24 protein-coding genes are annotated in these 22,744 nt (G+C 73.9%); 16 read left to right on the forward strand and 8 right to left on the reverse strand.

All coding sequences use genetic code 11. The features are described from left to right. Positions 1 to 6 precede the first annotated feature (6 nt). The 4 genes from AGRA3207_RS34080 (at position 7) to AGRA3207_RS34095 (ending at position 2,656) form a co-directional block, all read left to right on the forward strand. A complete protein-coding gene (locus tag AGRA3207_RS34080) occupies positions 7 to 1,209 on the forward strand; it encodes an NAD(P)/FAD-dependent oxidoreductase (protein WP_231331279.1) in 1,203 nt (400 codons plus the stop codon). A gap of 78 nt (positions 1,210 to 1,287) precedes the next feature. Next, positions 1,288 to 1,662: an Rv2175c family DNA-binding protein gene (locus AGRA3207_RS34085; protein WP_231336482.1), complete on the forward strand. Its 375-nt coding sequence runs from the start codon at positions 1,288 to 1,290 to the stop codon at positions 1,660 to 1,662. A gap of 122 nt (positions 1,663 to 1,784) precedes the next feature. Continuing rightward, positions 1,785 to 2,450: a thiamine phosphate synthase gene (gene thiE, locus AGRA3207_RS34090; RefSeq protein WP_231331281.1), complete on the forward strand. Its 666-nt coding sequence runs from the start codon at positions 1,785 to 1,787 to the stop codon at positions 2,448 to 2,450. Positions 2,451 to 2,494: 44 nt separating this feature from the next. After that, positions 2,495 to 2,656 (forward strand): hypothetical protein, encoded by a 162-nt coding sequence (locus AGRA3207_RS34095; RefSeq protein ID WP_231331283.1) that lies wholly within the window; start codon positions 2,495 to 2,497, stop codon positions 2,654 to 2,656. Positions 2,657 to 2,660: 4 nt separating this feature from the next. On the opposite strand, the gene AGRA3207_RS34100 is transcribed toward AGRA3207_RS34095, so the two are convergent. Further along, positions 2,661 to 3,704, reverse strand: a complete 1,044-nt coding sequence (locus AGRA3207_RS34100; protein WP_231331284.1) for a serine/threonine-protein kinase — start codon at positions 3,702 to 3,704, stop codon at positions 2,661 to 2,663. A gap of 245 nt (positions 3,705 to 3,949) precedes the next feature. Further along, a complete protein-coding gene (locus tag AGRA3207_RS34105; protein ID WP_231331286.1) occupies positions 3,950 to 5,002 on the reverse strand; it encodes a polyprenyl synthetase family protein in 1,053 nt (350 codons plus the stop codon). Positions 5,003 to 5,141: 139 nt separating this feature from the next. Between AGRA3207_RS34105 and metF the strand changes: the two genes are divergently transcribed. Then, entirely contained in the window at positions 5,142 to 6,074 is a 933-nt protein-coding gene (metF, locus tag AGRA3207_RS34110; RefSeq protein ID WP_231331289.1) for a methylenetetrahydrofolate reductase [NAD(P)H], read from the forward strand. On the opposite strand, the gene AGRA3207_RS34115 is transcribed toward metF, so the two are convergent. The 5 genes from AGRA3207_RS34115 to AGRA3207_RS34135 are packed head-to-tail and all read right to left on the reverse strand — an operon-like array spanning position 6,011 to position 8,669. Further along, a complete protein-coding gene (locus AGRA3207_RS34115) occupies positions 6,011 to 6,613 on the reverse strand; it encodes a GNAT family N-acetyltransferase (protein WP_231331291.1) in 603 nt (200 codons plus the stop codon). The two genes, metF and AGRA3207_RS34115, sit on opposite strands and share 64 nt — an antisense overlap. Positions 6,614 to 6,623: 10 nt before the next feature. Continuing rightward, the gene (locus AGRA3207_RS34120; protein WP_231331292.1) at positions 6,624 to 6,956 is read right to left on the reverse strand and encodes a hypothetical protein; all 333 of its coding nucleotides are present in this window, start codon (positions 6,954 to 6,956) and stop codon (positions 6,624 to 6,626) included. Between the two features lies 1 nt (position 6,957). After that, positions 6,958 to 7,776 (reverse strand): hypothetical protein, encoded by an 819-nt coding sequence (locus tag AGRA3207_RS34125; protein ID WP_231331294.1) that lies wholly within the window; start codon positions 7,774 to 7,776, stop codon positions 6,958 to 6,960. A 55-nt stretch (positions 7,777 to 7,831) separates the two neighbouring features. Continuing rightward, positions 7,832 to 8,182, reverse strand: a complete 351-nt coding sequence (locus AGRA3207_RS34130) for an arsenate reductase family protein (RefSeq protein WP_231331296.1) — start codon at positions 8,180 to 8,182, stop codon at positions 7,832 to 7,834. Positions 8,183 to 8,204: 22 nt separating this feature from the next. Continuing rightward, complete coding sequence (locus AGRA3207_RS34135; protein WP_231331298.1) at positions 8,205 to 8,669, reverse strand: YbaK/EbsC family protein; 465 nt, start codon at positions 8,667 to 8,669, stop codon at positions 8,205 to 8,207. 44 nt (positions 8,670 to 8,713) lie between these two features. Between AGRA3207_RS34135 and AGRA3207_RS34140 the strand changes: the two genes are divergently transcribed. From AGRA3207_RS34140 to AGRA3207_RS34150, 3 genes are all read left to right on the forward strand, one after another. Further along, entirely contained in the window at positions 8,714 to 9,481 is a 768-nt protein-coding gene (locus AGRA3207_RS34140) for a L,D-transpeptidase family protein (protein ID WP_231331299.1), read from the forward strand. A 245-nt stretch (positions 9,482 to 9,726) separates the two neighbouring features. Then, the gene (locus tag AGRA3207_RS34145; RefSeq protein ID WP_231331300.1) at positions 9,727 to 10,221 is read left to right on the forward strand and encodes an SAV_6107 family HEPN domain-containing protein; all 495 of its coding nucleotides are present in this window, start codon (positions 9,727 to 9,729) and stop codon (positions 10,219 to 10,221) included. Positions 10,222 to 10,546: 325 nt separating this feature from the next. Then, positions 10,547 to 11,323 carry a PIG-L deacetylase family protein gene (locus AGRA3207_RS34150; protein ID WP_231331303.1) on the forward strand — a complete coding sequence of 259 codons (777 nt, stop codon included), beginning with the start codon at positions 10,547 to 10,549 and terminating at the stop codon, positions 11,321 to 11,323. A 224-nt stretch (positions 11,324 to 11,547) separates the two neighbouring features. Here the strand turns inward: AGRA3207_RS34150 and bldD are convergent, their stop codons facing one another. After that, entirely contained in the window at positions 11,548 to 12,042 is a 495-nt protein-coding gene (bldD, locus tag AGRA3207_RS34155; protein WP_067463081.1) for a transcriptional regulator BldD, read from the reverse strand. Positions 12,043 to 12,486: 444 nt separating this feature from the next. On the opposite strand from bldD, the gene pyrR reads away from it, so the two are divergent. The 8 genes from pyrR (at position 12,487) to pyrF (ending at position 22,349) form a co-directional block, all read left to right on the forward strand. Next, the gene (gene pyrR, locus AGRA3207_RS34160) at positions 12,487 to 13,047 is read left to right on the forward strand and encodes a bifunctional pyr operon transcriptional regulator/uracil phosphoribosyltransferase PyrR (protein ID WP_231331305.1); all 561 of its coding nucleotides are present in this window, start codon (positions 12,487 to 12,489) and stop codon (positions 13,045 to 13,047) included. Further along, a complete protein-coding gene (locus AGRA3207_RS34165; RefSeq protein WP_231331307.1) occupies positions 13,044 to 13,985 on the forward strand; it encodes an aspartate carbamoyltransferase catalytic subunit in 942 nt (313 codons plus the stop codon). Before pyrR ends, AGRA3207_RS34165 begins: the two co-directional genes overlap by 4 nt. Then, positions 13,982 to 15,265: a dihydroorotase gene (locus AGRA3207_RS34170; RefSeq protein WP_231331309.1), complete on the forward strand. Its 1,284-nt coding sequence runs from the start codon at positions 13,982 to 13,984 to the stop codon at positions 15,263 to 15,265. The genes AGRA3207_RS34165 and AGRA3207_RS34170 overlap by 4 nt, the downstream gene beginning before the upstream one ends. Next, the gene (gene carA / locus AGRA3207_RS34175; protein WP_231331311.1) at positions 15,262 to 16,380 is read left to right on the forward strand and encodes a glutamine-hydrolyzing carbamoyl-phosphate synthase small subunit; all 1,119 of its coding nucleotides are present in this window, start codon (positions 15,262 to 15,264) and stop codon (positions 16,378 to 16,380) included. Before AGRA3207_RS34170 ends, carA begins: the two co-directional genes overlap by 4 nt. After that, positions 16,380 to 19,715 (forward strand): carbamoyl-phosphate synthase large subunit, encoded by a 3,336-nt coding sequence (gene carB, locus AGRA3207_RS34180; protein ID WP_231331312.1) that lies wholly within the window; start codon positions 16,380 to 16,382, stop codon positions 19,713 to 19,715. The genes carA and carB overlap by 1 nt, the downstream gene beginning before the upstream one ends. Before the next feature lie 68 nt (positions 19,716 to 19,783). Then, complete coding sequence (locus AGRA3207_RS34185; RefSeq protein WP_231331313.1) at positions 19,784 to 20,671, forward strand: iron-sulfur cluster-binding protein; 888 nt, start codon at positions 19,784 to 19,786, stop codon at positions 20,669 to 20,671. Further along, positions 20,668 to 21,648 (forward strand): dihydroorotate dehydrogenase, encoded by a 981-nt coding sequence (locus tag AGRA3207_RS34190; protein WP_231331314.1) that lies wholly within the window; start codon positions 20,668 to 20,670, stop codon positions 21,646 to 21,648. The genes AGRA3207_RS34185 and AGRA3207_RS34190 overlap by 4 nt, the downstream gene beginning before the upstream one ends. Further along, entirely contained in the window at positions 21,645 to 22,349 is a 705-nt protein-coding gene (pyrF, locus tag AGRA3207_RS34195) for an orotidine-5'-phosphate decarboxylase (protein ID WP_231331316.1), read from the forward strand. The genes AGRA3207_RS34190 and pyrF overlap by 4 nt, the downstream gene beginning before the upstream one ends. Positions 22,350 to 22,744: the final 395 nt, after the last annotated feature.

Here is a 22,744-nt window from a genome sequence, read left to right on the forward strand (position 1 = left end):
ACCGGCATGGACAGGGTGATCGTCGTAGGGGGCGGGCTGGCCGGCGTGCGGGCCGTCGAGGCGCTGCGGGCCCGGGGCCACACGGGCGCGCTCACGCTCGTCTCGGCGGAGCGGCACCGGCCCTACGACCGGCCGCCGCTGTCCAAGGCCGTCCTCGCCGGTGACACGGACGACACCACCGTCGACGCCGACTGGGACGCGCTGCGCTGCGACCTGCTGCTGGGCGAGCGCGCCACCGGGCTGCGCCCCGGCGCGCGGGGCGGCGTCGTCACGTCCACGGCGGGCGACCTGCCCTTCGACGGCCTCGTGATCGCCACCGGCGCCGCGCCGATCCGGCTGCCCGGGGACGGGCGCCAGCGCGTCCTGCGCACCATCGACGACGCCCGCGGCCTGCGCGCGGCGCTCACCCCGGGCGCCCGCATCGTGATCGTCGGCGCGGGCTGGATCGGCGCGGAGGTCGCGACCGCCGCCGCGCACCGGGGCTGCGCGGTCACCGTCGCCGAGGCCGCGGACACCCCCCTCGCCGGCGCCCTCGGGCCCGAGGCCGGCGCGCTCACCGCGCCCTGGTACGCCGAGGCGGGCGTCGGGCTGCGCACCGGCGTCAAGGTCGCGGCCGTCGAGGACGGCGGCCTCGCCCTCGCGGACGGCGGCCGGATCGAGGCGGACGAGGTCGTCGCCGGCATCGGCGTCCGCCCCGTCCTGGACTGGCTGGAGGGCTCCGGCCTGCTGCTGGAGCGCGGTGTCGCCACCGACGCCTCGTTCCGCGTGCTCACGCAGGACGGGGCGCCCCGCCCCGACATCGTGGCGGTCGGCGACTGCGCCGCCTGGTGGTCGGGCCGGTACGGGCGGCGGCTGCTCGTCGAGCACTGGGACACCGCCCTGAACGCGCCGGAGACGGCCGCCGCGACCCTGCTGGGCCAGGACGCGGTCTACGACGCCGTGCCCTACTTCTGGTCCGAGCAGTTCGGCCGCATGGTGCAGTACGCGGGCGGCCACACCGGGTCGGAGCGGATCGTCCACCGGGGGGATCCGGCGGGCGCCGGGTGGGCCGTGGCGTGGCTCACCGGCGACCGGCTGGACGCGATCCTGACCGTGAACCGCCCCCGGGACCTCGTGCAGGCCAGGCGCGTGATCGCCGCCCGAACGCCCGTCGACCCGTCCGCGCTAGCCGACCCCGGCGTGCCCGTCCGCCAGGCTGTTCGCGCGTAGCGGAAGGCGACCGGCCGGAACGGGCGCCGGGCGGGTTTGAGCGTTCCGAAGGCGTGGTAGGCAGGGGGCGTGACGCAGATGCACGCAGCCGTTGACAGCGCACTGGACCCCCGCACCGACGCCCTGGCCGGGGAGTGGCTCTCCCTCAAGCAGACCGCCGAGCGCCTCGGGATCAAGCCCAACCGGATCAAGCAGCTCATCAGCGAGCGCCGGCTCCTGTCGGTCCGCCGCGACGGCGAGCCGATGGTGCCCGCCGCGTTCATCAAGGACGGCCAGGTCATCAAGGGGTTGTCGGGGACCCTGACGCTCCTGTCGGACGCGGGCTTCGACGAGGTGGAGACGGTCCGCTGGCTGTTCACCGCCGACGACACGCTGCCCGGCACGCCCGTCCAGGCGCTGAGCGAGAACCGGGGCACCGAGGTGCGGCGCCGCGCCCAGGCGCTGGCCTTCTGACCGGCCAGAACAGGCCCTAGGCTCGACGGAGCAGAACGCACGTGACAGGTCGCGGGTCACGCGCGGCGGCACCATGCCGCCGTGCGTGCCCCGCGAACCGCATCCGGAAGGACGGCCCCACCGTGTCCAGGCACCTCCCCTCCGACCGGGCCGTCGCGCTCCGCGCCCGGCTCGACCGGGCCCGTCTCTACCTCTGCACGGATGCGCGGGAGCGGCAGGGTGACCTTCCGGAGTTCCTCGACGCGGCGCTGGGCAACGGGGTGGACGTCGTCCAGCTCCGGCAGAAGGGCCTTGAGGCGCGGCAGGAACTGGAGTACCTGGAGGTCTTCCGCGCCGCCTGCGAGCGGCACGGCGCCCTCCTCGCGGTCAACGACCGGGCGGACGTGGCCCGCGCCGCGGGCGCCGACGTCCTGCACCTCGGTCAGGGCGACCTGCCCGTCGCCGCCGCCCGCGAAGTCGTCGGCGGCGACGTCCTGATCGGCCGCTCCACCCACTCCGGCGAGCAGGCGTCCGCCGCGGCCGCCGAGCCCGGCGTCGACTACTTCTGCGCCGGCCCGGTGTGGCCCACGCCGACCAAGCCGGGCCGCGCCGCGCCCGGCCCGAAGCTGCTGGAGTACGTCGCCGAGCGGCGCGGGTCCCGCCCGTGGTTCGCCATCGGCGGCATCGACCTCGGCAACCTCGGCGAGGTCCTGGACGCGGGGGCCTCCCGTGTCGTGGTGGTCCGGGCGATCACCGGCGCCGACGACCCGGGCGCCGCGGCCGCCGCGCTCGCACGCCGCCTCGCCTGACCCCGCGGCCCGCGCGGCGCCCGGCATGACCGACAATGGGGATCATGAGCAAGGGACCCGACGACGACCGGCCCGTGGACCTGGACGACGACCTGGAGGTCCTGCCCGACCAGACGTCCGACGACACCGACACCGGCTGGGGCGAGTGGCGCGGCGGCGGCAGCGACGACGACCGCCTCCTGGAGGAGCGCCCGCCGCACTGGTGACCTTCTAGAACAGCACGCCCAGCGCGAACCCCGCGGCGACGACCGCGGCCAGGGCGAGCATCATCCGCCACCGGTAGCGGGGGATGCGCGTGGGCCGCGGCTTCGGCGCGGGCGCCTGCCCGTCCCGCAGCGCCCGGACGAGCTGCCGCGCCGTCGGCCGCGCGGCCGGGTTCTTGTCCAGGCAGCGTGCCACCAGCTCCCGCAGCGGCCCCTCCAGGCCGCCGAGGTCCGGCTGCCGGGAGGTGACGCGCCGCATGACGGCGGCGCTCGGCCCGGTGCCGAACGGCGGCTGCCCGGTGGCGGCGAACACCAGCGTCGCACCCCAGGCGAAAACGTCCGCGGGCGGGCCGACCGGCTCGTCCTCGATCTGCTCGGGCGCCATGTAGGCGGGTGTGCCGACGGGCCCGGTGGTCAGCGGCGCCGCGTCGGCGGTCCGGGCGACGCCGAAGTCGATGACCTTGGCGCCGTCCGGGCCGAGCAGCACGTTGCCCGGCTTGAAGTCGCGGTGGACGATCTCGGCGCGGTGGATCGCGGCGAGCGCCCCCGCCGTGCGCAGCGCGACCTTGCGCAGCCGCGGCGCCGGCAGCGGCCCCCGCTCGTCGACGACCTGCTGGAGCGACGGCCCCTCGACGTACTCGCTGACGATGTAGGGGCGGTCGCCGGTCACGTCGGCGTCCAGCACGCGGGCGGTGTGCCGCCCGGCGACCTGCCGCGCCGCGTCCGCCTCCTTGACGAACCGGCTCCGTGCGCGCTGCCCCGCCGCGATCCCGCCGCGCAGCAGCTTGACGGTCACGAGCCCGCCGTCGGCGTCGCGGCCCAGGTAGACGACGCCCTGGCCGCCCTCGCCGAGCCGCCCGAGCAGCGTGTACCCGCCGAGGCCGCGCGGATCGTCCGGCCCGAGCGGGAACTCGGGCCGCCGCGTCCGCGCCGGCCTGGCCGCGCGCGCCGGGCGCGCGGCCTGGGCTCCACCCGCCTTGACGCCGGGACGGGCGGAGGCGGGACGCGCGGGATGGGGATTCGTCCTCCCGCGGGAGGTGTCGTGCGGCACTGGGGGACTCCGACTCGGCGGGGACGGACGAAGATTTCCTCATTTGTACCGCGCCACCGCCGCGCACGGCAGCGGAACCCCGATCTTTTGCCTCAGCCGCCCTCCACCCGGACTCCCAGGACGTTCAACGCGAACACCACGTAAGGCCGCAGCAGGCCAACCCGGGCCACTGGTCACAGGACGGGCAGCGCTGAAAGAGACCCGTGCCGCGCAGCCGGGGGGTGGGGGGCGCCCCCCCAGGTAGATCACGTGCTTCTTGCGGTTGCGGCTACCGCCAGGGCGGCGAGGGCGTCGCGGGCCTCGTGGGTGATGGGGGCGGCGGCGAGGGCGCGGTCGGCTTCGTGGGCGTATTCGGCGATCATCGATTCGCAGGCGGCGAGGCCGCCGGTCTCCTCGATGATGGCACGGAGCTCGGCGACGCCGGGGCGGTCGAGGTCGGGGTCGCCGAGGCGGCGGCGGAGGGCGGTGGCCTGGGCGGGGGTGGCCCGTTCGAGGGTCAGGGCGACGAGGACGGTGCGTTTGCCCTCGCGCAGGTCGTCGCCCGCGGGCTTGCCGGTCTCGGCGGGGTCGCCGAAGACGCCCAGGACGTCGTCGCGGAGCTGGAAGGCGATGCCGAGGGGGAGGCCGTAGCCGGACAGGGCGGCGGCGACGCCGGGGCCGCCGCCGGCGAGGGCGGCGCCGAGGTGCAGGGGGCGCTCGATCGTGTACTTGGCGCTCTTGTACTCGACGACGCGCAGGGCGGTCTCGACGGTCGCGCCGCCGCGGGTGCCCTCCAGCATGTCGAGGTACTGGCCGCACATGACCTCGGTCCGCATCAGGTCGTAGACGGCGCGGCCACGGCGGCGGCGGTCGTCGTCCAGGCCGCAGGTCTCGAACATCTCGCCGGACCAGGCCAGGCACAGGTCGCCGAGCAGGATCGCGGTGCCCTCGCCGAACGCCGTCGCGTCGCCGGGCCAGTCCTGGGCGCGGTGCAGGGCCTCGAACCGGCGGTGGACGGACGGCTGCCCGCGGCGGGTGTCGCTGGAGTCCATCACGTCGTCGTGGATGAGCGCGCTGGCCTGCAGCAGTTCCAGGGAGGCGGCGGCGTTCACGATGCCCTCGTCCAGGTCGCCGCCCGCGGCGCGCCAGCCCCAGTAGCAGAACGCGGGGCGCAGCCGCTTGCCCTCGCCGAGGAGCGCGTCCAGGGCGGCCATCACCGGCGCGAGGTCGTCGCTGATGGCCAGCAGGCCGGGGCGCTGCCGGGCGACGAAGGACAGCAGCGCGCCGTCGACCTGCTTGCGGACGCGGCTCGGTGACATGCCGTGATCGTATCCAGCGCGCCGGGGCGGCCTTACCGGGAGATGTCACCAGATCGCGCGGAACAGGGCCTTACGGGGTGAGGGACGTGTCCGGGATCACCCCTGCCCCGGGGTCGCGGCGCTTCTGTAGGCTGGGGTGATGCGACGCCTGCGCCCCGACCGGCCCCCGACCGTCCGAGAGCTGCTGGCCTCCGGCCGGTCCTTCTCGTTCGAGTTCTTCCCGCCCAAGACCGACCAGGGCGCGCGGAACCTGTGGCGGACGGTCCGCGAACTGGAGCCGCTGCACCCGGCCTTCGTGTCGGTGACGTACGGCGCCGGGGGCGGCACCCGCGACAAGACCGTCGACATCGTGGAGCGGATCGCCACCGACACCACGCTCACGCCGGTCGCGCACTTCACCGCCGTCGACCACTCGCAGGCCGAGCTGCGGCAGCTGATCGGGCGGTTCGCGTCGGTCGGCGTCCGCAACATCCTCGCGGTGCGCGGCGACCCGCCCGGCGACCCCATGGGGGAGTGGGTCAAGCACCCCGACGGCGTCGAGTACGCCGCGGACCTCGTCCGGATGATCCGGTCCTACGGCGACTTCAGCGTCGGCGTGGCGGCGTTCCCCTACAAGCACCCGCGCTCGCCCGACGTCGAGAGCGACACCCGGCACTTCGTCGCCAAGTGCCGCGCCGGGGCCGACTACGCGATCAGCCAGATGTTCTTCCGCGCGGAGGACTTCTTCCGGCTGCGCGACCGCGTCGACGCCGCCGGCTGCGACATCCCGATCATCCCCGGGATCATGCCGGTCACCCAGCTCAGCACCATCGACCGTTCCGAGCAGCTGTCCGGCGCGCCGTTCCCGGCCGAGGTCCGCGCCCGGTTCGAGGCCGTCGGCGACGACCCGGAGGCGGTGCGGCGGCTCGGCATCGAGCACGCCGCCGAGCTGTGCGGGGAACTGCTCGACCAGGGCGTGCCCGGCATCCACTTCATCACGTTCAACAAGTCGACGGCGACCCGCGAGGTCTACGGGCTGCTCGACGGCGCCGGGTACGGGGCCAAGGGCAGCGTCCCGCCCATGACCGCGTAGCGGGGCCCGCCGCCGGGGAACTCGAAGCCGGTCAGCAGGTCCGCCATGCCCACCGACCGGTAGAGCCGCCGTGCCGGGCTGTCGGGCCGGAGGTCCAGGGTGGACAGCACGACCGTCCGCTCCTGCCTGCCGTCGCACAACGCGGTCAGCAGCCCGCGGCCGAGGCCCCTGCCCTGCGCGTCGGGGTGGACGTGCAGCTCCGCCACCTCGAACGGGTCCTCCAGCCACATCTCCGCGTGGTCCGACCCCCCGACGTCGCACAGCGCCTGGTAGACGACGTCGTGCCACCACTGGCCGCGGGTGCCGTGGAACCCGTAGGCGAACCCCTGGACCGGTCCGGCCAGGCCCGGCAGCGCCCCGCGCCGTTCGGCGACGAACGCGCGGAAGGCCGGGTAGGCGGCGTGCCGCTCCATGATGGCGTGACGGCCGGGAAGCTGCTCCGCCGGCGGCTCCATCGCGGCGGCGTACACGTCCAGCATCGGGTTGAGCCTGCGCAGGAAGGCGCGTTCGTCGATCTCGCGCAGCTTCGGGTCCCTCACCACACAGAGACTAGACCCGCGTGACCGTCCTCTGTGTGGCGGAAAGCACGTCGTAGATGTCCCAGAGGATGCGGTCGGCGGCCTTCTTCAGCGCACCGCGGTTGGTGTCGAGCTGCCCGCCCCACTGACGCGCCTCCGGTCCGAGCCACGCGTCCGTCGCGCCCAGTGTCCGCACCGGCGCGTCCAGGGCCTGCCTGAGCCGGTCGATGCTCCCGTAGGCGTCCGCGTACGCCTGGTAGAGCCGCCCGTAGTCCGGGTTGGGCCGCTCGGTCGGGGGCAGCCGGACGGCCGTGACGGCGTCGATCGGCGGCGGCAGGCTGCCGGGGGGTGGCGGAGCGGCCATGTCATCCGTCCTCTCGCCGGAGGTGCAATTTCGCGACGGCCTCGCGCGTCCTCTGGCTCATGTCCGCCCCGGTGAGCACCTGGACGGCGACCGGCCTCACCCCGGCACGGTCGGCCTCGGCCAGGAACGCCCGCAGCCACTTCACGTCCATCGTCAGATGGTGGCTGGCCGTGCCGAGCGACTCCTGGACGACCCTGACCAGCGCCTTGTCGCCGTGCGGGGCCTTCAGCAGGTCCGCGGTGGCGGCGGGGCCGAGCCGCTCGTACAGCTTCTCGGTGTAGTCGGGGTCGTCGCTGTTGGCCTTGAGATGCTTCCACACCTGGCCGGGGACGGGCCGCCCGTCCTGGATCGCCGCCGCCACGGCCAAGGCGTCGCTCTTGGCCGCCTTGGACGCCGTCTGCCGGTCCGGGAAGTTGCCCAGGTCGCCGGCGCCCCTCGACGTGGGCGGCGCCTGGCGCCTCGGCGGGCGGACCGGGTGGGCCGCCCCCGTCTTCCCGGGCCTCGGCACACCGGCCGAGGGCGACGGCGAGGGCGCCGGGACCGGCGGCTTGTCGGGGCCGCCGCCGTCCGGGTGCGTGATCGCGTAGTTGTAGCGGCGGGTCAGCATCCCGAGCTGGTCCGCGGCCCACTGCGCCACCTGGTCGGCCTGCCGGTACCCCGTCGTCTGCACGCCCGGCGGCGGCCGGTGCCCGTTCAGCCACCCCTGGATCGCGTTCTGCGCGTCCTGGAGCTGTTTGATCACCTGGTTGAGCGCGGGCGGATCGATCCCGCGGAACGCGGGGTCGCGCGCGGCCGGGCCCGTGCGCATCTGCGCGGTCATCGCCCCTCCGAGGTCACCGGACGTCGTGGCTCAGTTCCCCAGAATCACACCGGCGTCACTGGCTGTCGAGGGCCCGCCGTACCGATTCGGCATCACGTGCCACCACCGCGCCCCCGCCGGTCACGACGATCGGACGCTGGATCAGCACCGGGTTCGCCACGAGGATCTCGATCCACCGCGTCCGGTCGTGCTCCAGATCCTTCAACCCGAGCTCCTTGGCGGCGGGCTCGTTCAGCCTCGCGACCTCCCACGGCTCCATGCCGAGCCGGGTGAGGACCGCGTCCAGCTCCCGCGCGGCGGGCGGCTCGTCCAGGTAGCGGCGCTCGGTGTACTCGACGCCCGCCTCGTCCAGCGCCGCCTTCGCCGCGCGGCTCTTCGAGCAGCGCGGATTGTGCCAGATCTCCATGCCGTCTCCGCCCGATCCCACGTCAGCCCACCTCCGCCGGGGTGCCCCCGGTGATCTTCAGCAGTTCCCCGTACGAGGTCGGGAACACGGTGTGCGGATGCCCGCCCGCGGCCCAGACCTCGGTGTACCGGTCCAGCCAGACGTCCACGAGCGTACGGATCGGCGCGGGATGCCCCAGCGGCGCGACACCCCCGATCGGCTGCCCCGTCGCGTCCCGGACGAACTCCGGCGTCGCCCTCCGCACCTTCTCCGCGCCGACGAGCGCGGCGACCCGGGCGGTATCGACCCGGTGCGCGCCGCTCGTCAGCACCAGCAGCGGCACGCCGTCCGCGTCGAAGACCAGGCTGTTGGCGATGGCCCCGACCTCGCAGCCCAGCTGGTCGGCGGCCGCCTGCGCCGTCCGGGCCGAGCCGGGCAGCTCCACGATCTTCCCGGCCGCCCCTTGACCTTCCAGCGCCCGCGCGACACGTTCGGCATTCGGATGCATGGGAAGCACTTTAAGGTCAGCGGTAAGCGAGGAGACCGATGGGTATGCGGAAGAGCGCTGCACTGCTGATCCCGATCGTCCTGCTGGCAAGCGCGTGCGAGCCCGTGAAGGAGAGGGCGGGCGAGGCCGCCTCGCCCGCGCCGGAACGGTCGTCCTCCAAGCGGCCCCGGCCCAAGCGCCCGGCCACGCATCGCACGCTCAAGCCCGGTGCGGAGGGCCCCGACGTCAAGGCCCTCCAACGCCGCCTCACAGACCTGCGCTATGACCCGGGCAAGGCGGACGGGCAGTACGGGCCGTCCACACGGCTCGCGGTGTGGGCGTTCCAAGCCGTCAACCGCCTCAAGCAGACGGGCACGCTGGGCAAGAGCTTCTGGAAGGCCCTGGACCACCCACGGCAACCGCGTCCCATGGCCAGGCGCCATGAGGCCGACCGTGTGGACGTGGACCTGCGCCGCCAGTACCTCGTCCTCTACAAGGACGGGAAGCCGCGGCTCATCACGCACATCTCGTCCGGGTCGGGGGAGTACTACTGCGCGAAGGACCGCGGTGCGACCGTCCCCCGCTGCCGCTACGCCACGACCGGCACGGGCGACTTCCGGACGGGCCGCCGCGCCTCGGGCTGGGAGACCTCGCCGCTCGGACGGCTCTACAACCCGGTGTACTTCAACGGCGGCATCGCCTTCCACGGCGCCCTGGACGTGCCCCGCCTCCCGGCCTCGCACGGCTGCGTGCGGATGCCGATGCACGTCGCCGGGTACTTCCCGCGCCTGGTCGGCACGGGTGTCCCGGTCCACGTCCGCCGCCCGGCGTGACGCGCCGTCATCACCCCTCTGACCTGCGGAAACCGTCACCTGTTCGAACACGTTGACGAATCGCTCCGGGGACGGTTTACTGTGAATGCGTCGAACTTATGTTCGACGTGGTGCGGGACTCGCGGCCCGTGCCAGGGCGACGTCCCCGCCCGGAGGCAGCGCGATGCGCCGGGCGGGACGGACGGCCGGGCGGAGTGAGGGGAAGCTCTCCGCCCGGCCGGCCCGAGCCCCGGAAGGAGGCAGTCATGTCCGGAACGACGACCGCACGCGGAGTCCACTCCGCCGCCCAGTCCGTCCCGCCGAGCCCGCGCCACCGGCCGATGCCCGCACCCCGCCCGGCCCACACCGCCGTCGGGCAGATCCAGGCCGCCCGGATGGGCCTGGCCGAGGCCGCCGAGGCCACCTCGCCCGCCGTCCGCTACGTCTGCGCCCACCTGGCGGCGCTGCGCGCCGCCGCGGCCGTCCTGGCGTCCAGGGAGCCGCTGGAGACGCACCGCCGCGGCCGCCCCCGCAGCGTCTGGGTGCTGCTGCCCGAGGCCGAGCCGGCACTGCGCGAGTGGGCCGCCTTCTTCGCCGCCGGCGCCGACAAGCGCGCCGCCGCCGAGGCGGGCCTCCCGCGCGCGGTGACCCCGCGCGAGGCCGAGGAGCTCCTGCACGACGCGGGCGTGTTCGTCTCCCTCGTCGAGGACACCCTCGGCGTCACCAGCCAGCCCACCCTCCCGATCCCCGAAGCGAGCTGAGCCGCTCCCGGGCCGTCCCTCCGACCTCCTTAGGGACGGCCATGCCGAAGACCGGGGCCGCCGCCCCGCCGTCTCCCACCACGGGCGGCGCCCCCGGTCTCCGGCGCCCCCCGTGACGATCGCCCCAGCGGCGCCCGCTCCACCAAGCCGCCCCGCCGCCGCGACCCGACCCCGGATCATCCCCGCGCCGCGCTCCCCGCGCCGCGCTCCCCGCGCCGCGCTCCCCGCGCCGCGCTCCTGCTTCCGCGTTGGGCGAGCACACCGTGGACGTCCTGGCGTGCGGGGACGCCGCAGGGGCGTGACGCCGGGCCCTGACAATGGGGCGATGGCGACCATCGTGGCGTTCCACGCCCATCCCGACGACGAGGTGCTCCTCACCGGCGGCACCCTCGCCCGCGCGGCGGCGGAGGGGCATCGCGTGGTGATCGTGGTGGCCACGGACGGCGTCATGGGCGCCGCGTCCGGGGTCCGGCTGGACGAGCTGCGCGCGAGCGCGGCGATCCTCGGCGCCCACCGGGTCGAGCACCTCGGTTACGCCGACAGCGGCCACGGCGCGGTGCTCTACCCCGACCCGCCGGGGCGGACGCGGTTCGTCCGCGCGGACACCGAAGAGGCCGCGGCGCGGCTGGCGTCCGTCCTGCGGGAGGAGAGGCCCGACGCGCTCCTCGGCTACGACGCCAACGGCGGCTACGGCCACCGGGACCACGTCAAGGTGCACGAGGTGGGCCACCGCGCCGCCGAGATGGCGGGGGTCCGGACGGTCTTGGAGGCGACGATGCCGCGCGACGCGGTCGAGCGGCTCGCGCGCCTCATCCGGCTGGCGCGCATCCCGTTCCCGTACGACGCCGGGGCGCTCAGGGCCGCTTACAGCCCGGCCTCGGCCATCACGCACCGGGTGGACGTCGGCCGCTTCGCCCGGCAGAAGCAGGCGGCCCTCGCCGCGCACGGCACCGCGTTGCGCGGGGACGGACGCGGCGCGGCGGTGATGCGCGCGGCCGTCCGGCTTCCCGTGCCCGTCTTCGGGCTCCTGCTGGGACGTGAGTGGTTCATCCGGCGGCGTCCCGGCCCCGGGGGACGCGGAGAAGCCGCAGAGCGGCCGTAGGAGCCGTCTGAGCGCGCCGGGTGATCCCAGTGGTGCCCGCGGGGGCTGTCGGGCGCCTGGGGGCCTCTGCGGGCCGGGGAGGGCGTTTCCGGCCCGCCGTCACCGGCCGCGGACCCCGTCATCGTCCGACACGGGGTGGTATGTCCGATCGGCCCGTAGTGGCGCAATCGAACGGGGCCCGCCGCGATACGGCAGGCCCCGGTTGGTGCGAAGGTGCGGGCGGATCAGAACGACTCGACGGCGCGGCGCGCCTCCGGGTCGAGGACGCCCCAGGTGATGAGCTCTTCGGTCAGCTCGTTCGGGGACTTGTCGTAGATGACCGCGAGTGAACGCAGGTCTTCCTGGCGGATGGACAAAACCTTTCCGTTGTAGTCGCCCCGCTGGCTCTGGATCGTCGCGGCGTAACGGGCGAGAGGACCGGCCTTGTCTTTCGGAAGCTGCTGCAGCCGCTCGAGGTCGATCACGAGCTTGGGTGTAGGCCCGAGCGGGCTCGGCGCGGCTCCGCCGGGCAGCAACTCGGAAACCGGCACGCCGTAGAAATCGGCGAGCTCGGCCAGCTTCTGAACGGTGACGGCGCGGTCGCCCCGCTCGTACGAACCCACGACGACGGCCTTCCAGCGGCCGCGGGACTTCTCCTCCACACCGTGCAGGGACAGGCCCTGCTGGGTGCGGATGGCGCGCAGGCGCGCGCCGAGAGCCTTAGCGTATTCAGACGGCATTCTGCGGCCCCCCAGGCTCACTTTCGTCGTCGTCGGACCCCGGCGGTCGCCGGGAGTGGACGGCTTCTCGAAGCCATTGGCCTCGGGAATCCGCCCCCAGGGATGGTTACGGACAGTGACGGTAAAACGGGGACGGCTTCAGGTCAAGCCGATTGGAAAAAAGCGGTCGAATCAACCGGTCTCGATCCGGGCCGCCCGGATCGCCCGGAAGCCCGGCGGGCACGGCCGGGCGGACCGTTCCCGTGCCCCATTCCGAGAGCGCGGCCTGTTCGAGTGTGACCCCTCTCACCAGGGAAGACGGGGGGACGCCCGGTGCGGGCGAGCGGGGCCCGGCTGCTACGGTGTCGGGGACAAGGCGTCCTTTAAGACCCGTCCTGTGAGGCGGGAAAGGAGGTTTCGGTGGTGAATGCTGCCTCCCGGCCGGACGGGCCGGCGGAGGCGCGCGTGGCAGACGGTGACCCCCGGCCGAAGGCCGTCCTGGAGGAACCGGACATCCGACGCGCGCTCACGAGGATCGGGCACGAGATTCTCGAACGCACCAAAGGCGGGCACGACGTCCTGCTGTTCGGCATCCAGACCCGAGGGGTGACGCTGGCCGAGCGGCTGGCGGGCCTCCTGGGCGAGGTCGAGGGCCGGAAGGTCCCCTGGGGTTCCCTGGACGTGACCATGTACCGGGACGATCTGCGGATGCGTCCCGCGCGCGCCCTGGGACGTACCGAGGTTCCCCCCGGCGGCGTCGACGACCGTGTGGTCGTCCTCGTCGACGATGTGCTCTTCTCCGGGCGGACGGTCCGCGCCGCGCTCGACGCGCTGAACGACCTGGGGCGGCCCCGCGCCGTCCAGCTGGCCGTGCTGGTGGACCGCGGGCACCGCGAGCTGCCGATCCGCGCCGACTACGTCGGCAAGAACCTGCCCACCTCCATGCGGGAGACCGTGCGCGTCCTGCTGAGCGAGAACGACGGGCGCGACGCGGTGCTGCTGGGCCCGGCCGGAGGAGTGAAATGAAGCGCCATCTCATCTCGGCGGCCGACCTGACGAAGGACGACGCGCTGCTCGTGCTGGACACGGCCGAGGAGCTGGCCCAGGTCGCGGGCCGCTCGATCAAGAAGCTGCCGACCCTGCGGGGCCGGACGGTGGTCAACCTGTTCTTCGAGGACTCCACCCGCACCCGCATCTCCTTCGAGGCCGCCGCCAAGCGGCTGTCCGCCGATGTGATCAATTTCTCGGCCAAGGGGTCCAGCGTGTCCAAGGGCGAGAGCCTGAAGGACACCGCGCTGACCCTGGAGGCGATGGGCGCGGACGGCGTCGTCGTCCGGCACGGCGCCTCGGGCGCGCCGCACCGGCTCGCGGGCTGGGTGCGGGGCAGCGTGGTGAACGCGGGCGACGGCACCCACGAGCACCCGACGCAGGCCCTGCTGGACGCGTTCACGATGCGCAAGCGCCTGGGCGACCTGGAGGGCCGGAAGGTCACGATCGTCGGCGACGTCCTCCACAGCCGTGTGGCACGATCCAACGTGCTGCTGCTGGACACGCTCGGCGCCGACGTGACCGTGGTCGGGCCGCCGACGCTGCTGCCCGTCGCCATCGACACCTGGCCGTGCGCGGTCTCCTACGACCTCGACGCCGTCCTGCCCAAGAGCGACGTCATCATGATGCTGCGCGTCCAGCAGGAGCGCATGAACGCCGCCTACTTCCCGACGGTGCGCGAGTACAGCCGCCGGTACGGGCTGGACGGCGAGCGCATGGCGGCGCTCCCCGAGCACGCCATCGTCATGCACCCCGGCCCGATGAACCGGGGCGTGGAGATCGCGGCGGACGTCGCCGACTCCGTCCGCTCCACGATCGTCGAGCAGGTCGCCAACGGCGTCAGCGCCCGGATGGCCGTGCTCTACCTGCTGCTCGGGGGCTCCGAGCCCGCCATCGGCAAGGAGGTCTCCGAATGAACCACCTGATCAGGGGCGCCCGGATCCTGGGCGGCGCGCCCGCCGACATCCTCGTGCGGGACGGGGAGATCACCGCGGTCGGGTCCGGTCTCGACGCCTCCGGCGCCGAGGTCGTGGACGCCGCGGGCCTCGTCGCGCTGCCGGGGCTGGTCGACCTGCACACCCACCTGCGCGAGCCGGGCCGGGAGGACGCCGAGACCGTCGAGTCCGGCACGAAGGCCGCCGCGATGGGCGGCTACACGGCCGTCCACGCGATGGCCAACACCGACCCGGTCGCCGACACGGCGGGCGTGGTCGAGCAGGTGTGGCGGCTCGGCCGCGAGGCCGGGTACTGCGACGTCCAGCCGGTCGGCGCCGTCACGCGGGGCATCGCGGGTGAGCAGCTCGCCGAGCTCGGCGCGATGGCCGACTCGGCCGCCCGCGTGCGGGTGTTCTCCGACGACGGGCACTGCGTCTCCGACGCGGTGATCATGCGGCGGGCGCTGGAGTACGTGAAGGCGTTCGACGGCGTCGTCGCCCAGCACGCGCAGGAGCCGCGGCTCACCGAGGGCGCGCAGATGAACGAGGGCGAGATGTCGGCGGCGCTCGGGCTGGCGGGCTGGCCCGCCGTCGCCGAGGAGGCGGTCATCGCCCGGGACGTGCTGCTCGCCCAGCACGTCGGGTCGCGGCTGCACGTCTGCCACGTCTCCACCGCCGGGTCGGTGGAGATCATCCGGTGGGCCAAGAGCAAGGGCTGCCCGGTGACCGCCGAGGTCACCCCGCACCACCTGCTGCTCGACGACGGCCGCGCCGGGACCTACGACCCGATCTACAAGGTCAACCCGCCGCTGCGCACCACCGACGACGTCGCCGCGCTGCGGCACGCCCTCGCCGATGGGACGATCGACTGCGTCGCCACCGACCACGCCCCGCACCCGGTCGAGGCCAAGGAGACCGAGTGGGCCGTGGCCGCCATGGGCATGATCGGCCTGGAGACGGCGCTGCCCGTCGTCCAGGAGGCCATGGTGGAGACCGGCCTGCTCGACTGGGCCGGCGTCGCCGACCGGATGTCGTCCGCCCCCGCGCGCATCGGCCGCCTCTCTGGACAGGGTCGTCCGCTGGAGGCCGGTTCGCCCGCCAACATCACGCTGTACGATCCGTCGCCGCGCCGCGCCGTGGACGCGTCGGCGATGACCTCCAAGAGCCGCAACACCCCGTTCGCGGGGCTGGAGCTCCCCGGACGGGTCGTCGCCACGTTCCTGCGCGGCAGGCCGACCGTCCTCGAAGGGAAGCTCCAATGAACCCTGCTCTGCTCGTTCTGGAAGACGGCAGGGTGTTCCACGGGGTCGCGTACGGGGCCGAGGGGGAGACCTTCGGCGAGATCGTCTTCAACACCGGCATGACCGGCTACCAGGAGACGCTCACCGACCCGTCGTACGCACGGCAGATCGTGGCCATGACCGCCCCCCACATCGGCAACACCGGAGTGAACGACGAGGATCCGGAGTCGCGCCGCATCCAGGTCGCCGGTTACGTGGTCCGCGAGCCCGCGCGGGTGGCCTCCAACTGGCGCGCCACCGGCTCGCTGGGATCCGCCTTGCGCGACCAGGGCGTCGTGGGCATCGCGATGCCCGGCACGCGCGCGCTGACACGGCACCTGCGGGACAAGGGCGCGATGCGTGCCGCCATCTTCAGCGGCCCCGAGGCGCTCGCCCCCGGCGAGGAGGCGCTTCTGGAACGCGTCCGCAAGAGCCCGTCCATGGAGGGCGCGGACCTGGCCCAGCACGTCTCCACGTCCGAGGCGTACGTGCTCCCGGCGCACGGCGGGAAGCGCTACACGGTCGCCGCCGTGGACCTCGGCATCAAGTCCATGACCCCGTACCGGATGTCCGAGCGGGGTTGCGAGGTCCACGTCCTCCCGGCGTCCAGCACGGCCGAGGACATCCTCGCCCTCGGCCCGGACGGGGTGTTCTTCTCCAACGGCCCCGGAGACCCGTCGGCGGCCGGGTACGCGGTGGACGCGCTGAGGGGAGTCCTGGACGCGGGCAAGCCGTTCTTCGGCATCTGCTTCGGGAACCAGATCTTCGGGCGCGCGCTGGGCCTGCCCACCTACAAGCTCAGGTTCGGGCACCGGGGCATCAACCAGCCCGTCCAGGACCGGACGACCGGCAAGGTCGACGTGTCCGCCCACAACCACGGCTTCGCGGTGGACGCGCCCACCGACGGGCCGTTCGACACCCCCTACGGGCGCGCCGAGGTCAGCCACGTCAACCTCAACGACGGGTGCGTGGAGGGGCTGCGGCTCCTGGAGCGGCCGGCGTTCAGCGTCCAGTACCACCCGGAGGCGGCGGCGGGCCCGCACGACGCCGCCGGTCTCTTCGACCGTTTCTGCGAGATCATGGAGGGGTCGAGGTAATGCCGCGCCGTGAAGACCTGACGTCCGTCCTGGTGATCGGCTCCGGGCCGATCGTGATCGGCCAGGCGTGCGAGTTCGACTACTCGGGCACCCAGGCGTGCCGGGTGCTGCGCGACGAGGGCCTGCGGGTGACGCTCGTCAACAGCAACCCCGCCACGATCATGACCGACCCCGAGTTCGCGGACGCCACCTACGTGGAGCCGATCACGCCCGAGGTCGTCGAGAAGATCATCGCGAAGGAGCGGCCGGACGCGCTGCTGCCCACCCTCGGCGGCCAGACGGCCCTCAACACCGCCATAGCGCTCTACGAGAGCGGCGCCCTGGAGCGGTACGGGGTCGAGCTGATCGGGGCCGACGTGGACGCGATCCAGGCCGGGGAGAACCGCGAGAAGTTCAAGGAGGTCGTCGCCAAGGTCGCGCGCGAGCGCGGCCTGAACGCCGAGTCGGCCCGGTCGCTCATCTGCCACACGATGGACGAGTGCCTGGCCGCCGCCGGCGAGCTGGGGTACCCGGTCGTCGTGCGGCCCTCGTTCACGATGGGCGGCGCCGGGTCCGGCTTCGCCCACGACGAGGACGACCTGCGCCGCATCGCCGGCGCGGGGCTCGACGCGTCCCCCACCAGCGAGGTGCTCCTGGAGGAGTCGATCCTCGGCTGGAAGGAGTACGAGCTGGAGGTCATGCGCGACCGCCGCGACAATGTGGTGATCGTCTGCTCGATCGAGAACCTCGACCCGATGGGCGTGCACACCGGCGACTCGATCACCGTCGCGCCCGCGCTGACCCTGACCGACCGCGAGTACCAGAACATGCGGGACGTCGCGATCGCGGTGATCCGCGAGGTCGGCGTGGACACCGGCGGCTGCAACATCCAGTTCGCCGTGCACCCCGGCACCGGCCGGATGATCGTCATCGAGATGAACCCGCGGGTGTCGCGGTCGTCGGCGCTGGCGTCCAAGGCCACCGGCTTCCCCATCGCCAAGATCGCCGCCAAGCTCGCCATCGGGTACACCCTGGACGAGATCCGCAACGACATCACCCGCGAGACGCCCGCCTCGTTCGAGCCGACGCTCGACTACGTGGTGGTCAAGGTCCCGCGGTTCGCGTTCGAGAAGTTCCCCGGCGCGGACGGCACGCTCACCACCCACATGAAGTCGGTGGGCGAGGCCATGGCCATCGGGCGCTGCTTCACCGAGGCCCTCCAGAAGGCCCTGCGGTCGCTGGAGCAGAAGGGCTCGTCGTTCAGTTGGACCGGCGACACCGACATCGCGGCCCTCGTCGAGTCGGCGAGCAGGCCGCACGACGGGCGCCTCCGGGACGTCCAGCGCGCGCTCTGGGCGGGCGCAGGGATCCAGGAGGTCTACGAGGCGACCGGCATCGACCCGTGGTTCCTCGACCAGATCGCGGCCATCAACGAGATCGCCGAGGAGATCCGCACGGCCGACGACGCGCTCACCAAGGACAAGCTCCTGCGCGCGAAGCGGCACGGCTTCTCCGACGCCCAGATCGGTGAGCTGCGCAACCTGTCGGAGGAGGTCGTCCGGGAACTGCGGCACGCCCTGGGCGTCCGCCCGGTGTACTTGACGGTGGACACCTGCGCGGCCGAGTTCGCGGCGCAGACCCCGTACCTGTACTCGGCCTACGACGAGGAGACCGAGGTGCCCCCGGGCGCCAAGCCCAAGGTGCTCATCCTGGGCAGCGGACCCAACCGCATCGGGCAGGGGGTGGAGTTCGACTACTCCTGCGTCCACGCGTCGTTCACGCTGGCCGAGGCCGGCTACGAGACCGTCATGGTCAACTGCAACCCCGAGACCGTCTCCACCGACTACGACACCTCCGACCGGCTCTACTTCGAGCCGCTCACCCTGGAGGACGTCCTAGAGGTCGTCCACGCCGAGCAGCAGTCCGGCGAGGTCGCGGGCATCATCGTCCAGCTCGGCGGCCAGACGCCCCTGGGCCTCGCCCAGAAGCTCAAGGACGCCGGGGTGCCGATCGTGGGCACCTCCCCGGAGAGCATCCACCTGGCCGAGGAGCGCGGCGCGTTCGGGCGTGTCCTGCACAAGGCCGGGCTGCTCGCGCCCAAGCACGGGACCGCGACCTCCTACGCGGAGGCCCGCGAGATCGCCGGCGAGATCGGCTATCCCGTCCTCGTCCGCCCGTCGTACGTGCTGGGCGGGCGCGGCATGGAGATCGTGTACGACGACGTCACGCTGGAGTCGTACATGGCCCGGGCCACCGAGGCGAGCCCGGAGCATCCGGTGCTGGTCGACCGGTTCCTGGACGAGGCCATCGAGATCGACGTGGACGCCCTGTTCGACGGCGAGGAACTGTACCTCGGCGGCGTCATGGAGCACATCGAGGAGGCCGGCATCCACTCCGGCGACTCCGCGTGCGCGCTCCCGCCGATCACCCTCGGGCACGACGACATCCGCCGCATCCGCGAGTCCACCGAGGCCCTCGCGCGCGGGGTCGGGGTGCGCGGCCTCATGAACGTCCAGTACGCCCTCTCCGCGGGCGTCCTGTACGTGCTGGAGGCCAACCCGCGCGCGTCCCGGACGGTCCCGTTCGTGTCCAAGGCGACGGCCGTGCCGCTCGCCAAGGCCGCCGCCCGCGTGATGATGGGGTCCACCATCGCGCAGCTGCGCGCGGAGGGCCTGCTGCCCGAGGCGGGCGACGGCGGCACCCTGCCGCTGGACGCGCCGATCGCGGTGAAGGAGGCCGTCCTGCCCTTCGACCGGTTCCGCAACGAGCAGGGGCAGGGCGTCGACACCGTCCTCGGCCCGGAGATGCGCTCCACCGGCGAGGTCATGGGCATCGACGAGGTGTTCGGCACCGCCTACGCCAAGTCCCAGCAGGCCGCCTACGGCTCCCTGCCCACCAAGGGACGCGCGTTCGTGTCGGTGGCGAACCGGGACAAACGGCACATGATCTTCCCGGTCAAGCGCCTCGCTGACCTGGGCTTTGAGATTCTTGCCACGGAAGGGACCGCGGAGGTCCTGCGCCGCAACGGCGTGCGTGCCAAGATCGTGCGCAAGCACGGCGAAGGCCCCGGCCCGGACGGGGAGCCCACCATCGTGCGGCGCGTCCTGGACGGCGAGGTGGACCTCATCGTCAACACGCCCTTCGGCAGCCCCGGCCAGTCCGGGCCCCGGCTCGACGGTTACGAGATCCGTACCGCGGCCGTGCTGCGGGGCGTACCGTGCGTGACGACCGTCCAGGGGCTCGCAGCGGCCGTCCAGGGCATCGAGGCCGTCGCCGGAGGCCAGGTCGGCGTCCGCTCCCTCCAGGAGCACGCCGAGCGGCTCAGCGGCGCCCACGGCCGCTCCGGGACGCGGTGACGGCCGCCGGGCGGGCCGGGCGGTCGGCCCGGCCCGCCCGGCGGGCCCAACGAGGAGAGGGAGAGCGGGTGTCCGACACACCGGTGCAGACGTCGGCGACGGTCCTGACGGTCCGCCAGGTGCAGGACTACCACGCGATGACGCTGGTGGCCCCCGCCGTCGCCGAGCGGTTCAGGCCCGGCCAGTTCCTGGCGCTCGCCATCGGCGGCGAGCACACCTCCCGGCTGGCGCGCCGCTGCTTCGGCGTGCACGAGGTCAAGTCCGACTACGGCGGCACCGTCGAGATCGTGTTCGCCGACACCGAGCCCGGCACCGCCTGGCTCGCCGGGCGCCGCTCCCGCGACCAGGTCGACCTGCTCGGGCCGCTCGGCCGCCCGTTCCGCCTCCCGCGCGACCCCGTCACCTGCCTGCTCGTCGGCGGCGGCCCCGGCGGCGCCGCCGTGTTCGCGCTCGCCGACACGCTCCTGCGGCGCGGCTGCCAGATCCACTTCGTCCTCGGCGGGCCCCACGCCAAGGCCGTGTTCGGATCGCGCATGGCGCAGCGCATCGGCGACTCCGCCACCGTCACCACCGAGGACGGCTCGATGGGCGAGCGGGGGACGGTCCGCGACGTGCTGCCCCGCGTCCTGCGCGAGACCGGCGCCGACGTCGTGTACGGGTGCGGCCCCACCGGCCTGCTGCGCGCCGTCACGCAGGCCGCCGGGGAGTTCGGGCTGCCGTCCCAGGTGTCGGTCGAGGAGTTCCTCCAGCGGACGGGCGCCTGCGGCACCGGCGTGTGCATGACGTGCATGCTCCCCGTCCACGGCGACGACGGCGTGACCCGCATGGTGCGCGCCTGCGCGGACGGGCCCGTCCTGCGCGGCGACCGCGTCCGCTGGGGCGACCTCGGCACCATCCCGTTCGACGCGCTCGGCGCGCCGCGCGTCCTCAGCGTCTCCGAAGGGGGCTCCCAGTGAGCGACCGGGTCCGGACCACCCTCGGGGCCCTGGAGCTCCCCAATCCCGTCCTGACGGCCTCCGGCTGCGGTGGGACGGGACGGGAACTCGCCCAGTTCTTCGACCTGAGCCGCCTTGGAGCGTTCGTCACCACCTCGGTGATGGCCCAAGCGCGCGCGGGCCGTCCCACCCCCCGCGTGACCGAGACACCGAGCGGCCTGCTCACCGCCATGGGGCTTCCCGGCCCCGGGATCGAAACGTTCCTGGAACGTGACCTGCCGTGGCTGATCGAGCAGGACGTCCGCGTGATCGTGTCCCTCGCGGGCAACAGCGTCGAGGAGTACGGCGACCTCGCCCTGCGGCTCCGCCACGTCCCCGGCGTCGCCGGCATCGAGGTCAACGTCGCCTGCCCCAACGTCGAGGACCGCGGCCGGATGTTCGCCCGGCACCCCTCGGCCGCCGCCGCGGTCGTCCGCGCCGTCCGCGCGCACGCCAGGCCCGGCGTGCCCGTCCTGGCCAAGCTCGCGCCCGACGTGACCGACATCGTCACGATCGCCCTCGCGTGCGTGGACGCCGGCGCCGACGGCCTCACGCTGATCAACACGCTGGAGGGCATGGCCATCGACCCGGGGACGCTCCGGCCCGGCCTCACCGGCGTGTCGGGCGGCCTGTCCGGGCCCGCGATCCGGCCGGTCGCCGTCCACTGCGTCTACCAGGTGCACGCCGCCCTGCCCAGCACGCCCATCGTCGGCGTCGGCGGCGTCGCCTCCGGGCTGGACGCTCTGGAGTTCATCCTCGCCGGCGCCTCCGCGGTCGCCGTCGGCACCGCGCTGTTCCACGACCCGAACGCCGGGCCGCGGGTGCTCCGCGAACTGGAGGAGGCCCTCGCGGCGCGCCGCATCGCGCGCCTCGCCGACGCCGTGGGCCTCGCGCACAAGCCCGCCGGCTACGTGCCGCCCCAGGTGCGCCCCCAAGAGCCCGAGAAGGAGACCCTGTGACCGCCGCCCCCATCGCCGTCGCCCTGGACGCCCCCGACCTGGAGACGGCCGCGCGCTGGGCCACCCTGGTCACCCCGCACGTCTCCACCGTCAAGGTGGGCCTGGAGCTGTACCTGCGGTACGGGCCGGACGTCATCGCCAGCGTCCGCGGCGCCAGCCGCGTCCAGGTGTTCCTCGACCTGAAGCTGCACGACATCCCGGCGACCGTCAGCGGCGCCGCCCGCGCCGTCGCGCGGCTCAAGCCGGCCTACCTGACCGTGCACGCCGCCGGCGGGCCCGCCATGATCCGCGCGGCGGTCGAGGCGGCCCCGTCCACCGCGATCGCCGCCGTGACCGTCCTGACGTCCCTGCGGGAGGCCGACCTCACCGCGATCGGGCTCGACGGCCCCGCGCCCGACGCCGTCCGCCGCCTCGCCGTCCTCGCCGTCGAGGCGGGCGCCCAGGCGCTCGTGTGCTCCCCGCAGGAGGCCGCCGCCGTCCGCGCGGAGGTCGGCCCGGACATCGCGCTCATCACCCCCGGCGTCCGCCCGGCGGGCGCCGACGCCCAGGACCAGGCGCGGGTCGCCACCCCCGAGCAGGCCCTCGCCGCGGGCGCGGACCTGCTGGTCATCGGCCGGCCCATCACCGGCGCGCCCGACCCCGGCGCCGCCGCCGCGGGCATCGCGGCCGCGCTGCGGCGCACCTCCGCCGGCGCCCCGTAGCCCTCGGGACGGGAGTGGCGCACGTGTGCCGGGATGGTGGGTTCTGCTTTCTGGGCAGCGTTTAGCGCCGACCCCACTCAGGCGTGCTGGATCGTTCTTAGTCGTTTCTTCTCAATGCCAATGGGGCGGCGCCGTCTTCCACAATCCGGTACGTGGCGAACGGCCGAACTCGTTCACCTGGACACGGGGTTTGCCGGCACCGTTACTCCGAGTTGTCACGGCGGTTCCGTTGGAATCGTTTCCGCGCGGCGGCGGCCTCCGGAGGAGGCGCGGCCGAGGGCGGGAGCGAAGGGGAGCGGGGAGCGGGACGCGGCGGCGCCTCCAGGGGGCGAAACGATCTTGGCGGGCGGATTGTGACGAGGATGGCAGGCGCGGTGCGGCCCCGACGTGCGGAA

The organism is Actinomadura graeca (genome assembly GCF_019175365.1).
GTDB classification, from domain to species: Bacteria; Actinomycetota; Actinomycetes; order Streptosporangiales; family Streptosporangiaceae; genus Spirillospora; species Spirillospora graeca.